The organism is Idiomarina aquatica (assembly GCF_003987185.1).
Lineage (GTDB): Bacteria > Pseudomonadota > Gammaproteobacteria > Enterobacterales > Alteromonadaceae > Idiomarina > Idiomarina aquatica.
In genome coordinates this window covers 88,424-101,781 of record NZ_PIPS01000002.1, presented here as the reverse complement: position 1 = coordinate 101,781, position 13,358 = coordinate 88,424, and the positions used below count along the sequence as shown (strand labels likewise).

Sequence of the window (13,358 nt, the reverse complement as noted above, 5' to 3'; positions counted from 1 at the left end):
CTGTCTGATGAAACGTATTGTGGTGTTAATTTCGGGCACCGGCTCGAACATGCTGGCAATTCAGGAAGCTTGTAAACAAGGTCGTGTTGCCGGTCAGGTGGTCGCTGTGATTGCCAATAAAGCCTCGGCTAAGGGTCTGGAAAAAGCAGCGGCGCAGGGTATCGATACCGAGGTGCTGTCGCACCAGGCGTTCGACAGCCGTGAAGCTTACGACGCCGAGTTGAAAGTACTGATCGACAGCTATCAGCCAGATCTGGTAGTGCTGGCCGGTTTCATGCGCATTTTAACCGGTGATTTAACCCGCCACTTTGAAGGGAGGATGCTGAACATCCACCCTTCGCTGTTACCGAAGTATAAAGGTGTGAATACCCATCAGCGCGCGCTTGATGCCGGTGATAAGGAACACGGTGTGAGTGTGCACTTCGTGACCGAAGAGCTGGACGGTGGACCGGTGATTCTACAAGCTAAGGTACCGGTATTTGACGGTGATACGGCAGACGATCTGCAGGCACGTGTGCACGAGCAGGAACACCGCATTTATCCGTTGGTGGTTAACTGGTTCTGTCAGGGACGTTTAGCCCTGCAAGGTGGCCGTGCGGTTCTCGACGGTCAGGTACTGGGTGAAAGCGGCTACGCAAACGAGTAGCGTGCAGGAGTAACGAGCAGGCCGCACCCTGATGACGCGTGTCAGAGTTTGAGGGGGCCAGCAAGGTTGGAGCGGCCTTCCTGCGTGCGCTCAGGGCGCACGCGACGGTTTAATCGGCTTGGTAGCTGCGCAGCGACATGGTTGCCTGTTCATCGCCTTCTTTGAATTGCTGCATTTTTACCAACAGGTAATCGAGTTCCGGGGCAAACCAAAAGTACGTTTGTCGACGATTGCTATCGCGCACGCGTTCAACTTTTACCGTCGTTAACTGGCCATATGGCGTGCTGATTTGCTCTTCTCCCAGCACCGCAAAGCGATATTCATCCGCTCGCCCTTTTTCATCGATAATGTCATAGCTGTAAGGCTCATTACCTGCTGCCACGTCCAAACGCAGTTTTTCTATCACGCTGGCTTCATCATACAGCGCCCCCTGCCAACTGATGTCAATCAACCGTCCGTTATCGACATTTTTCACTTCCTGTTTATCCGCATCAAAACTGGCGTGGAACGATTTATCGGAGCCGGTACCTGTGCGCATGTATAAAAACTCGATCGGATCAAAACGCTGGTGTTCTTCATTATAGGTAAACACCGAGCGGGTCTCGCGAACGTCCGATAAAATAAACCAGGAAATGTCCGTTTTACCGCGCAACTGCCAGTCTCCGTCCGGTGACGCCTCCAACCTACGGTAACCTTCACCGTAATCACTGCCACCACGGGTAATGGTGTACTCCGCCTGGTAAGGCGACAGGCTGATGTCGTCAGCCTGCGTCAGCGGTGCCGTTAGCGCTAAAAACATCGTTAACGCTGTTTTCATGTTGACTCCTTTTGATTCTCGCGCATGATGCACAAGTTACAAGCCTGCAAAGTTCAGTTTCCATTCAGTCAGACCTTTATTTCAAACGCTTGTTCAATTTTTGCTTGAAATTGCAATCCGTCTGATCTACTTTGCACGTATTAATACTGGTCAGACCTCTAATAATCGGAGCATAACTATGAGTGTCGCACTGTGGATCATCGCAACCTTAGCCGTTGCCGGTGTGTTAATTTACAAACGAGCAAGCCTGGTCACCTTTAGTCTGGGCTTGGTAGCCATGTTCGCGGTCGGCGGACTGTTCGATATTGTCGGTCCTGTTTTGTGGGTATTACTGGCCATCGTACTGGTACCCCTGAATATTACCAGCATTCGTCAGAAGCTGTTAACCCGACCTATCTTAACCGCTTATCGCAAGGTCATGCCGGAAATGTCCGACACCGAGCGAGACGCCCTCGAAGCGGGTACTGTTTGGTGGGAAGGCGAACTGTTCAGCGGCAATCCCGACTGGCAGAAACTGCTGGACGTACCAAAAGCTAAATTGAGCGAAGAAGAACAGGCGTTTTTAGACGGTCCCTGTGAAGAAGTTTGCAAGATGCTGGACGACTGGCAGGTCACGCACGAGCTGACCGACATGCCGGAACACGTATGGCAGTACCTGAAAGACAACAAATTCTTCGCCATGATCATCAAGAAAGAATACGGCGGCCTTGAGTTCTCGGCTTACGCACAATCCCGCGTACTGCAGAAACTGGCCGGTGTCAGCACCGTGTTGGCGTCCACCGTCGGTGTACCGAACTCATTGGGTCCGGGCGAATTACTGCAGCACTATGGAACCAAAGAGCAACAAGACCACTATTTGCCACGCCTGGCGCGCGGCGAAGAAATCCCTTGTTTTGGCCTGACCAGCCCGGAAGCGGGTTCAGACGCCGGTGCAATTCCGGATTCCGGGGTCATTTGTAAGGGTGAGTGGAACGGCGAAGAAATCGTCGGTATCAAGCTCAACTTCAACAAACGCTACATCACGCTGGCGCCGGTTGCTACGGTCATCGGTCTGGCGTTCAAAATGTACGATCCGGATGGTTTACTGGGTGACAAAAAAGAGCTTGGTATTACTTGTGCGCTGATCCCACGCGATACGGATGGCGTTGAAATCGGTCGTCGTCACTTCCCGCTGAACGTGCCGTTCCAAAACGGTCCGATCCGCGGTAAAGACGTGTTTGTGCCGCTGGACTACATCATCGGCGGCCAAAAAATGGCCGGCAAAGGCTGGCGTATGCTGGTTGAATGTCTGTCAGTTGGTCGTTGCATCACGCTGCCGTCGAACAGTGCCGGCGGTATCAAGCAAATGGCGCTGGCAACCGGTGCTTATTCGCGTATTCGTCGCCAGTTCAAATTGCCGATTGGTAAAATGGAAGGCGTTGAAGAGCCAATGGCGCGCATCGGTGGTAACGCCTATCTGATGGACGGTGTCACTACGCTGTCGACGGCGGCCATTGATTTAGGCGAGAAGCCATCGGTGATTTCCGCCATCGTTAAATATCATATGACCGAGAAACTGCGTTCCTGTATGGACGATGCCATGGATATCCACGGTGGTAAAGGCATCTGCTTGGGGCCAAACAACTACCTTGGTCGTGGTTATCAGGGTGTGCCGGTAGCGATCACCGTTGAAGGTGCCAACATTCTTACCCGCAGTATGATGATTTATGGTCAGGGAGCGATTCGTTGCCATCCGTTTGTACTGAAGGAGATGGAAGCATCCGCAAAAGACGGTGCTGCGGCACTGGCGGAATTCGATAAGGCCATTTTTGGTCACATCGGTTTTGCCGCCAGTAACTTTGTCCGTTCCCTGTTTTACGGTTTTGGCGGCTACCGTCTGAGCGATGCGCCGGGCAACAGCTCGACCAAACGCTACTACCAGCAAATGAACCGCTTTAGTGCCAACCTGGCGTTATTGTCGGACGTTGCCATGGGTGTGCTGGGTGGCAGCCTGAAACGCAAAGAACGTATCTCTGCGCGGCTTGGTGACATGCTTAGCTATCTCTACCTGGGCTCTGCCGTGCTGAAGCGTTTTGAAGATCAAGGTCGTCTGGACGAAGACAAGCCGTTAATGCACTGGGCCATGCAGGACACCCTGTATAAATTACAGGAAGCGCAATTGGCCATGCTGGAAAACTTCGGCGGTATTGGTACGGCGTTACGCGCCATCATGTTCCCGCTGGGTCGCATTGCGAAACGTCCTAGCGATAAGAACGACCACAAAGTGGCACGTCTGCTGATGGAGCCAAACGGCGCTCGCGAGCGTCTTGGCGAAGGCCAGTTCCTGAGCCCGGAAGGTCATTTTGGCTTCCTCGAGCAAACCTTGCGTGACATGATTGCCTGCGAACCTTTGCACAGCAAAATCTGCAAGGCTGCCGGTGAGCGCTTTAGCTTTACGCAACTGGATGCTCTGGCAGAACGCGGACTGGAATTAGGTGTCATCAGCGAAGATGAAGCAGAACTGATGCGCCGTACCGAAAAAGGTCGCTTACGCACCATCAACGTGGACGACTTTGACCCGGCTGATTTGCTGGCCGGCAAAGCAGCGTTTGACTACGCTCTGAAAAACCTGAGTAAAGGTGAAGCGGCGTAAACACGCTTGCATATCCTATGAGCAAACGGCACTCTTCGGAGTGCCGTTTTTTTATGCCCGTTTTTTTAACGTCCAAAGTTCGATAGAATCATCCGCTGAATTAAATCATTATAATAAGAGTAGTCTTTATGCAATCTTCGAATAACAGCTATGACGCCACCAGCAAGCGTGGTTGGTTTACGCGCTTTCTTGATGGCGTTGAATGGTTAGGTAACCTGCTACCCCACCCTATCACTCTATTTGCGATGTTCTGTTTGTTTATCATCATCGCCAGCGCTATTGCGGCCTACTTTGGCGTCAGTGCCATCGACCCCAGAGACGGTGAAACCGTTATCGAAGCCGTCAGTCTGATGACCGCGGAAGGCGTACAGAAAATAGTCACCAACCTGGTCACCAACTTTACCGGCTTTACCCCGTTGGGTACGGTTCTGGTGGCGCTGTTAGGTGTTGGCGTGGCCGAGCGTTCGGGGTTGATTTCCGCCGCCATGCGTGGACTGGTGATGAAGGCACCGCCAAAACTGATTACCGTAACCGTCGTGTTTGCCGGGGTTATCTCGAACACCGCATCGGAGCTGGGTTATGTCGTATTGGTTCCGCTCGCAGCGATGATTTTTTATGGCCTTGGACGTCACCCGTTAGCGGGTCTGGCAGCGGCCTTTGCCGGGGTTTCCGCCGGCTACAGTGCCAATCTGCTGATCGGTACGGTTGATCCGTTACTGTCCGGTATTACCGCTGAAGCCGCGCGTATTATCGATCCCGACTACACCGTCGGTGCCGAAGCCAACTGGTATTTTATGATGGTGAGCACCTTCTTAATCGCCATCATGGGTGCGCTGATTACCGATAAGATCGTCGAGCCCAAACTCGGTAAGTATAACGACGACGAAGCTTCCATCGATTTATCCGATCAGTCGTCCATGGAGCCGTTGAACCGTCAGGAAAAACGCGGCCTTATTTACGCCGGATTGGCAGTATTGGCCTTGGGCGGCTTGCTGGCATTGACCGTGGTTCCGGACTGGGGCATCTTGCGTCACCCGGAAACCGGCGATGTAAAAGGATCCCCCTTCCTGAAAGGCGTTGTAGTTTATATTTTCTTTTTCTTCGCCATTCCCGGTTTTGTTTACGGGCGCACCGTAAACACCATGAAGAACGATCGCGACGTTATTGACGCCATGTCACACAGCATGGGCACTATGGGTATGTACATCGTACTGGTGTTCTTCGCGGCACAGTTTGTGAACTTTTTTAAATGGACCAATTTCGGCACCATTTTCGCGATTAACGGCGCCGAATTTTTGACCAACATGGGTTTAACCGGACCATTGCTGTTCGTGTTCTTTATCATGATTTGCGGTTTTGTGAACCTGATGCTGGGTTCCGCATCAGCACAGTGGGCGATTACCGCACCGATTTTTGTGCCCATGCTGATGCTGGTCGGTTACGCGCCGGAAGTCATTCAGGCAGCCTACCGTATTGGTGACTCGGTCACTAACGTGATTACACCGATGATGAGTTATTTTGGACTGATCCTGGCGGTGGCCGCGCGTTACAAGAAGGATCTCGGTATTGGTACACTGATTGCGATGATGCTGCCGTACTCGATCATCTTCTTTATTGGCTGGACCATTCTGTTCTTTATCTGGGTGTTTGCCCTGGGTATGCCGGTCGGCCCCGAAGCACCGACCTATTACAGCAGTTAACGCATAGCGTCGACCACTTCCGGTCGCCGCAACAGGCGGTAGCAGGCCACCGCAATCAGGCCTGCTCCGCCTATCACCCAAGCCATGGCGTAATCGCTGAAGGTACTGACGTAATTCACTCCCATTGAGACCAGCCCGGCAATGAAAAACTGCAGACTGCCGGTAACCGCAGACGCTGACCCTGCCCGTTCCTGATGATTCGATAACGCGCCGGCCATGGCGTTAGGAAACACCAGCCCGAGCGTTGAAATATAGGCAAATAAAGGGATCAGAATGCCCCAAATCGGCGCCTCAAGGTACGCAGCAACTGCCATCACCATCGACACGCAGGCTAATATAGGCAGTGACACATTCAGTATTTTGCGCGAAGCAACGTATTTTAACAGCCAGCCATTAAGCTGCGAAAAGCCAATGATACCGATTGCATTTGCACCGAACAGCCAGCTGTAATGCGTCGGGCTAAGTCCGAACACTTCGATGAATAACAGCGGCGAGCCGGTAATGTAGGCAAACAAACCCGACTGCGCGATGCCACCGGTTAGCGAGTAGCGTAAAAAGTCAGCGTCCTTTAACACCGCCCAGTAGGTTTTACCGCTGTGTCGCATACGCACGTCGTAGCGCCGTCCGCGAGTTTCCGGCAACACCAGATGGATGGTTAACGCACAAGCCACGCCAAGCGCAGCGACGATCCAGAATAAAGCGCGCCAGCCCATGAATTCAGTAACATAAGCACCAAACAGCGGAGCCAGGATCGGCGCGACCCCCATCACCAGAATGAGAAATGAAAACACCCGCGCTGACGCCTGTGGCGTATACAAATCGCGGACAACGGCGCGCGCTATCACAATGCCGGCACAGGCACCAATAGCCTGAAAAAAGCGTAACGCAATCAACCATTCGATGTTCGGCGCCCAGGCGCAGGCCACCGAGGTCACCACATAGATTGCCAGACCGACATACAGTGGCTTTTTGCGGCCAAACTTGTCGGTCGCGGTGCCATACAATAACTGGCCAATGAATAAACCAAAAAAGAACGCCGTTAACGACAGTTCAACACGATGAGTATCGGTGGCGTAGTCGTTGGCAATGGCGGTAAACGCCGGCAAATACATATCGATGGAAAGTGGCGCAAAGGCCGTTAACAACGCCAGAATAACAACGGTTAAATCAAATCTGGCGTTATCTGAGACGGGAACTGGCTCGTAACCACGAGCCATCAGTTATTCACCTTTTTGGGTAACGGAACATACGACTGCGTCGCATAATCCGACGGCCGCGTCAGCACCCCTTGCGCTTTGGCGTAATTGGCCATCGCCTCGGCGTAATCAATTCCGGTGTTGGTTGTCCGCCCACGCTCGGATAAGCTGTGAAAGGTCTCATAGCCGTCCTGACCACCACCAATAAAGCTGTTGGTCACAACAATATAGGTGTCCCGCGGACGCACCGGTTGCCAGCTAGCGCTGTCTTTGTCCCAGACTTGCAGGTTGGCGACACGATCGCCGAAGTTTTCGGTTAAATTGACGTCATATCGAATACCGGCGCCATAAGGATAGGCTCGCGTTGAACCGCCGTCAGACACCGCATACGCCAGCCCCTCTTCCATGACCTGTTTCAGCTCAGAGCCGCTGATTTCAATTTTTACCAGTGTATTGGCAAATGGCAGCAGACTGAAGGCATCACCGCGGGTGAACTCCCCGGCTTCGATATCACCGCGGATACTGCCACCGTTCTGCAATGCAAAATCAGCGTCTGGCACCGCGTGTAGGAACGCTTGTGCCGTCAGCCGGTGTGCCGCGGAACTCAGCACATCCGAGCAACCTGGCCGACGCGGTAAATCAATCTCCTGATTACAGATGGTCTCAGGCACCTGTGCCAACACCTCGCCGGAAAACTCATCCACTTGATGCTGGTAATTGTCGAGTAATCGTTGCACGCCCGGATCTGGCTCAACAAAACTGAATACACCGCTGTTCTGCAGCGCCGTTTTAATCGGCTTTAATGTGGTAACGGCCCCTTCCACCGGCGTGATCTCATTCCCCAATAAAAAGTGCGGGCGGCCGCCGCATGAAGCGACCTGATCACCACGAAAGTCCACCTGCAGCTCGCCAACCACCTGACTGTATTGATAAGCATGTGCCAGACAAACGGTTTCACCGTCAGCATTGGTTAACACCGTGGGGTAAGCCCCTTCGCCTTGCATGCCAAACTCGGAGAAGTCACCTAACAACGTGTGCGAATCACCGCCAATCACCACATCCACCGCCGGAAGTTGCGGAATCAATGCCAAATCACGCTGGTATTGAATGTGAGACAGTAAAATGATTTTCTCGACCCCTTGCGCCTGCAATTGACTGATAGCACGACGTGCGGCCACGAGCTCATCTTCAAACTGAGTGGTTTCATCCGGCTGTGACGATTTTTTCGTTTTGGTCGCGATGGTCAACCCGACCACACCAATACGATGTCCGCCACGCTCGAATACCGTGTAAGGACGAAAAGAGTCCGTCATGCTGCTGGGAGTGAGTGCCGACACACCCAGCTCGGGTTTCACATTAGCCGATAACTTAGCGGTATCACAGGCAGGTGTACCCAATTGGTCAAGAAAGGTCTTAAGCCCCTCATCACCTTTATCAAATTCGTGATTACCCAGCGTAAATGCATCAAAACAAACCTGGTTCATCATCACCGCGTCCGGTTCGCTGCCGAACAGGGTAAAAAATAAACTACCGGTTATCGCATCACCCGCGTGCAAGGTGAGCACCTGCTCGTTTTGCGCCCGCAATTGATCGATTTGCGCTGCCACCCGCGGAAAGCCGCCACTTTCTACCTGCCACTGTTGGCCACCCCAACTTAACTGGCGCTGTTTGGGCGCCAGGTTTGAATGGTGGTCATTAACATGCAACACCGTCAAACGCATGTTTTCCGGTGCCTGTGGTGCCTGGCTGGCACAACCTGCGATGAGTAAAAACGATGCTGCCAGCGCCGACAACCGACCTAATGCCATGATGTTTGTCCTATGCGTTGTTGTCTTCGTTATCTTTAACCAGACCGATTTCGCGTAAACGTTCCATCAAGTAATCATCAGCCGTAATGGGTTCGTCGCGTTGCGGATTATCATCACTGATACAACTCGCTAACGGCGTGATCATCACATCGGGATTAAAATGCAGGAAAAACGGAATCGAATACCGTGATTGTGCGTTATAAGGTGCCGGCGGGTTAACCACGCGATGAGTGGTTGACCGCAGTACATGGTTGGTCAACCGCTGCAGCATATCACCAACGTTACAGATGATGGCTCCCTCGATGATGGTCACTGGCACCCAGGTGCCGTCTTTCGCCAACACTTCCAGTCCCGGTTCACGTGAGCCTACCAACAACGTCAGCACGTTAATGTCTTCGTGCGCACCGGCGCGAACCGATGGCGTACCTTCATCAATGATCGGCGGATAATGCAAAGGCCGTAAAATCGAGTTGCCGTTGTTGACTTTATCACGGAAAAAATCCCGCGGCTGATCGAGGAATACCGCAATCGCGTCCAGCACCTTATTACCCAATTTGTCCAGCTCACGGTATATCGCCGTCATATCCTGCTTAAACTGCGGCAGTTCCTGCGGCCAGACGTTTGGCAACAATTGTGGGTACTTTGGCTCACCCTCAACGTCACGGCCAACATGCCAGAATTCTTTTAAGTCTACATGCTTGGCGTCTTTCGCAATTTCAGTCCCAAACGGTGTGTAACCCCGTGCGCCACCTTGTCCCGGACGGTGATACTGCATTTTAACCGCTTCCGGTAAGGCGAACAGATCACGACAGGTATCCAGCGCACGTTCAATCAGTGCGGTGTCCACACCATGGTGGGTCAGTGCGATAAATCCATATTGTTCGTAGCCATTACCGACGGCCTGTGTGAAGGCTTCAAAATTGTCGTCGTATTGGCGCATATCCACGTGCGGGATCGAGTGTGAGGCAGACTGCATGCTGTTTTCCATCAATGTATTTAAACGTCAGAATAATCGGTTATTTTAAGGCTTTGAGGCCCTTTTCACAAGCCAGCCAGCAGTTCCTTCACCGGCCGAAAACTCTTGCGGTGGATCGGGCAAGGTCCATGCTGCCGGAGCAACTCCAGATGTTTGGCGGTGCCGTAGGCTTTGTGTTTGTCAAATTCGTATTGCGGGTACCTTTGATGCCATTCCAGCATTTGCCGATCCCGCTCCACCTTTGCCAAAATCGACGCCGCAGCGATGCACTGTTCACTGGCGTCACCGCCAACGATAGCTTCAGCCGGCACCTGCAACTGCGGCACCCGGTTACCGTCCACCAACACTTTACTCGGTGCCACAGGCAATGCTTCAACCGCTCGCGTCATCGCATTCATCGACGCCCACAGAATGTTGATGCGATCGATTTCATCGACATCCGCCTGTGCGATGGCCCAGTAAAGGGCTTTTTCCTTAATCTCCAGACTAAGTGCGTTACGTTTCTTTTCACTCAATTTTTTTGAATCATTCAACCCTTCGATAGGATTATCGGGGTCGAGAATAACCGCAGCGGCAACAACCGGACCGGCAATGGGTCCCCGCCCTGCTTCATCGGTACCACAAATCATGGATTCTCTCTTGGTTACACGGTTAAATAATGGTTATCATACCCTCTGAACTGTAACATTATATAATAACAACCAGAGGTTCTCATGGCAGATTCACCACAACCGGACCGCGAGGCAATGGAAAAGCCAAAAGGTCTGCTCAACCGCATGCTCGATGGCGTCGAGCGCGTTGGTAATAAACTCCCCGATCCCGCTGTTATGTTTTTTGGCCTGTTGCTCATCGTATGGGCCATGTCGTGGCTATTTTCCGGCGTGTCCTTCGACGAGAAACACCCGCTGACCGGCGAGGCCATTAACGTCGTCAACCTGCTCAGCGGCACCGAAATGGCCGACTTCCTCGCTAATATGGTCGACACCTTTATGGGCTTTGCACCATTAGGCGTGGTATTGGTCGCGATGTTGGGTGTTGGCGTTGCTGAACGCTCGGGCTACATCAACGTCGCCATTAAACTGATGTTGAACGTGACCCCTAAGGTCTTACTGACCCCCGTACTGATTCTGGTCGCTATTGTCAGCCATACCGCCGTTGATGCCGGTTACGTGTTGGTTATCCCATTGGGCGGGGTAATCTTCTACGCTGCCGGACGCCATCCGTTAGCGGGTATTGCCGCCGCATTTGCCGGCGTTTCCGGTGGTTTTAGTGCCAACTTTGTGCCGTCAGCCATTGATCCTCTGTTGCAGGGCTTTACTCAGACCGCGGCACAACTTATCGATGCGGAAGTACAGTTAAACCCGTTAAATAACTATTTCTTTACTGCTGCCTCATCGATTCTGGTGGTCGCGGTAGGCTGGTTCCTGACCGATAAGGTGGTTGAGCCACGTTTACGGGGTACCAAGCTGGACGGTGATCAGGATGATATGCCGGCACTTGATGACGTCACCCCGCGTGACCGTAAAGCGTTTTATCTGGCTTCGGCGACCATGGTTGCGGGTTTGGTGGCGCTGTATTTTGCCGCCACCATGGAAAACTCCCCATTGGCCGATCCGGCAACGGGCGAACTGGCCTCGTTCGCGGCGCCGCTGATGGGCATGATCGTACCGCTGATATTCCTGTTGTTCATCATCCCGGGGATGGTACACGGTTTTGTTTCCGGCAATTTTAACAACTCGCAGGACGTCATCGGCGCGATGACCAAATCGATGGAAGGCATGGCTTACTATATGGTCATGGCGTTCTTCTGTGCCATGTTCATTAAGGCGTTCGGCGACTCACAATTGGGCACACTGTTATCGGTAAAAGGCGCAAACTTCCTCGCCAGCCTGGAGCTGTCCGGTGGTGTTACCATGGTCGGCATGATTTTCCTGGTGGCGTTCATTAACCTGTTTGTCGGTTCGGCCTCCGCGAAATGGGCGCTGATTTCACCGATTTTTGTACCGATGCTGATGCAATTGGGTTACTCGCCTGACCTTACCCAGGCGGCCTATCGTGTCGGTGACTCCACCAGTAACATCATCACACCGTTACTGCCTTACTTCCCGCTGGTGGTGCTGTATTGCCAACGTTACGTTAAAGGCACCGGTATCGGCTCGTTGGTGGCGATGATGCTGCCATTTACGGTATCACTGTTGGTGTTGTGGTCTGCCTTCCTGATCGTTTACTGGACGCTGGGCATTCCATTGGGCTTCCAGGCCAGCTACACCTACCCGGCGGGCTAACCGATGACCGCCATTAAGGACAAGACCATCTGGCTAACCGGTGCCTCATCAGGCATCGGTTTAGCCCTGGCACAGCAACTCGCTGAGCGTGGGGCACGACTCATTCTGACATCGCGCCGAGAGCAGCAACTCGAGGAACTGCGCCAGTCCTTGCCAAACACCGATAACCATCGCGTGTTGGCACTGGATCTATCCCGTCCGGAACAGGCCAGAGAAAGCGCACAGCAGGCTTTGGCCGACATCGACGTTGATATACTGATCAACAACGCCGGCGTTTCTCAGCGCAGCAAAGCACTGGATACCGATTTGTCGGTGTACCGCCAGTTGATGGAGATTGACTACTTTGGCGTGGTTGCGCTGAATCAGGTGGTCTTGCCGTCGATGGTAAAACGTCGTTGCGGGCATATTGTCACCGTCGCCAGTGTCGCTGGAAAGGTCGGCAGTAAGCTGCGCAGTGGCTATTCTGGTGCAAAATTCGCGGTGCTTGGTTATATGGACTGTGTGCGCGCCGAAATGGCCGAACACAATGTGCAGGTCACCAGCATTTTACCCGGTTTTGTGAACACACAAATTGCCATCAACGCCTTACAGGCAGATGGCCAACAACAAGGCCATAACGATCCTGAAATCGAACAGGGAATCAGCGCAGAACACTGTGCTGAGGGCATCATCAAAGCGATTGAAGCCGATAAGGCAGAAGCGATTATCGGCAAAGGTTTGAGCGCGTTAGCACCAACACTGAAACGTTTTTTCCCCGGTCTGGTGCGGCGTATTGTCGCTAAACGCGACGCCTAACCCGCGTATTTCGGGTTGTAGGTCAGTTCCCAACAATGTCCGTCAGGATCAGAAAAGTACGCCCCATAACAGCCCCAGGGTTGTCGATGGGGCCGCTTAAGAACGTTGCCGCCGGCGTTTTCGACAGCTAACACCAGCTCATCAACCGCCGCTTGCGTGGTGACATTATGACTTAACATATGTCCGCTCCCCTGCACCGTCGTCCCCAATTGACGAGCAAGACTAGAACGCGGCCAAAGCGCCAGCTTGAACCCCTGGTTAAGGTTAAAAAACGCCACCTGTGTATCATCCTCCGGGTTGCCGACAATACCTTTTGTTGGCAACCCCAGACCGTCCCGATAAAAGCGCACTGCGCGCTCCAGGTTATCGGTGACCAACGTCACGACACTGATTGTCGGTTGCATAACAAAACTCCTGCTGTTTTCGTTTTAGCATAACAATTTTTAATACGCATAAACGACTTATTTACGCTATGCTCCCGCGTAACAGCCGTAACCAGAACC

General features: G+C 52.8%; 11 protein-coding genes. 5 read left to right on the top strand and 6 right to left on the bottom strand.

The genetic code is table 11. The features are described from left to right. Positions 1-7 precede the first annotated feature (7 nt). Positions 8-646, top strand: coding sequence for a phosphoribosylglycinamide formyltransferase (purN, locus tag CWE23_RS07320; RefSeq protein ID WP_105306751.1), 639 nt, complete (start codon positions 8-10; stop codon positions 644-646). A 109-nt stretch (positions 647-755) separates the two neighbouring features. On the opposite strand, the gene CWE23_RS07315 is transcribed toward purN, so the two are convergent. Further along, entirely contained in the window at positions 756-1,463 is a 708-nt protein-coding gene (locus CWE23_RS07315) for a DUF3108 domain-containing protein (protein ID WP_126819906.1), read from the bottom strand. Between the two features lie 178 nt (positions 1,464-1,641). On the opposite strand from CWE23_RS07315, the gene fadE reads away from it, so the two are divergent. Both fadE and CWE23_RS07305 read left to right on the top strand, forming a co-directional pair. Continuing rightward, entirely contained in the window at positions 1,642-4,095 is a 2,454-nt protein-coding gene (fadE, locus tag CWE23_RS07310; RefSeq protein ID WP_126819905.1) for an acyl-CoA dehydrogenase FadE, read from the top strand. A gap of 128 nt (positions 4,096-4,223) precedes the next feature. Further along, positions 4,224-5,795 carry an AbgT family transporter gene (locus CWE23_RS07305; protein WP_105306754.1) on the top strand — a complete coding sequence of 524 codons (1,572 nt, stop codon included), beginning with the start codon at positions 4,224-4,226 and terminating at the stop codon, positions 5,793-5,795. On the opposite strand, the gene CWE23_RS07300 is transcribed toward CWE23_RS07305, so the two are convergent. The 4 genes from CWE23_RS07300 to rnhB form a co-directional block, all read right to left on the bottom strand. Then, a complete protein-coding gene (locus CWE23_RS07300; protein WP_126819904.1) occupies positions 5,792-7,012 on the bottom strand; it encodes a multidrug effflux MFS transporter in 1,221 nt (406 codons plus the stop codon). The two genes, CWE23_RS07305 and CWE23_RS07300, sit on opposite strands and share 4 nt — an antisense overlap. After that, a complete protein-coding gene (locus tag CWE23_RS07295) occupies positions 7,012-8,799 on the bottom strand; it encodes a bifunctional metallophosphatase/5'-nucleotidase (protein WP_126819903.1) in 1,788 nt (595 codons plus the stop codon). The genes CWE23_RS07300 and CWE23_RS07295 overlap by 1 nt, the downstream gene beginning before the upstream one ends. A 10-nt stretch (positions 8,800-8,809) precedes the next feature. Beyond that, positions 8,810-9,775 carry an isopenicillin N synthase family dioxygenase gene (locus tag CWE23_RS07290; RefSeq protein ID WP_105307758.1) on the bottom strand — a complete coding sequence of 322 codons (966 nt, stop codon included), beginning with the start codon at positions 9,773-9,775 and terminating at the stop codon, positions 8,810-8,812. A 65-nt stretch (positions 9,776-9,840) separates the two neighbouring features. After that, entirely contained in the window at positions 9,841-10,404 is a 564-nt protein-coding gene (rnhB, locus tag CWE23_RS07285; RefSeq protein ID WP_105306757.1) for a ribonuclease HII, read from the bottom strand. 84 nt (positions 10,405-10,488) lie between these two features. On the opposite strand from rnhB, the gene CWE23_RS07280 reads away from it, so the two are divergent. Beyond that, positions 10,489-12,060, top strand: a complete 1,572-nt coding sequence (locus CWE23_RS07280) for an AbgT family transporter (RefSeq protein WP_105306758.1) — start codon at positions 10,489-10,491, stop codon at positions 12,058-12,060. A 3-nt stretch (positions 12,061-12,063) separates the two neighbouring features. Further along, positions 12,064-12,855: an SDR family oxidoreductase gene (locus CWE23_RS07275; protein WP_126819902.1), complete on the top strand. Its 792-nt coding sequence runs from the start codon at positions 12,064-12,066 to the stop codon at positions 12,853-12,855. Here CWE23_RS07275 and CWE23_RS07270 read toward each other — a convergent pair. Next, a complete protein-coding gene (locus CWE23_RS07270) occupies positions 12,852-13,259 on the bottom strand; it encodes a VOC family protein (protein WP_105306760.1) in 408 nt (135 codons plus the stop codon). The two genes, CWE23_RS07275 and CWE23_RS07270, sit on opposite strands and share 4 nt — an antisense overlap. Positions 13,260-13,358 lie beyond the last annotated feature (99 nt).

Coding starts and splice junctions, on each gene's coding strand:
- CWE23_RS07270 (WP_105306760.1), bottom strand. CDS start 13,259: ATGCAACCGACAATCAGTGTCGTGACGTTGGTCACCGATAACCTGGAG.
- CWE23_RS07280 (WP_105306758.1), top strand. CDS start 10,489: ATGGCAGATTCACCACAACCGGACCGCGAGGCAATGGAAAAGCCAAAA.
- CWE23_RS07275 (WP_126819902.1), top strand. CDS start 12,064: ATGACCGCCATTAAGGACAAGACCATCTGGCTAACCGGTGCCTCATCA.
- CWE23_RS07295 (WP_126819903.1), bottom strand. CDS start 8,799: ATGGCATTAGGTCGGTTGTCGGCGCTGGCAGCATCGTTTTTACTCATC.
- CWE23_RS07315 (WP_126819906.1), bottom strand. CDS start 1,463: ATGAAAACAGCGTTAACGATGTTTTTAGCGCTAACGGCACCGCTGACG.
- CWE23_RS07290 (WP_105307758.1), bottom strand. CDS start 9,775: ATGCAGTCTGCCTCACACTCGATCCCGCACGTGGATATGCGCCAATAC.
- rnhB (WP_105306757.1), bottom strand. CDS start 10,404: ATGATTTGTGGTACCGATGAAGCAGGGCGGGGACCCATTGCCGGTCCG.
- purN (WP_105306751.1), top strand. CDS start 8: ATGAAACGTATTGTGGTGTTAATTTCGGGCACCGGCTCGAACATGCTG.
- CWE23_RS07305 (WP_105306754.1), top strand. CDS start 4,224: ATGCAATCTTCGAATAACAGCTATGACGCCACCAGCAAGCGTGGTTGG.
- fadE (WP_126819905.1), top strand. CDS start 1,642: ATGAGTGTCGCACTGTGGATCATCGCAACCTTAGCCGTTGCCGGTGTG.
- CWE23_RS07300 (WP_126819904.1), bottom strand. CDS start 7,012: ATGGCTCGTGGTTACGAGCCAGTTCCCGTCTCAGATAACGCCAGATTT.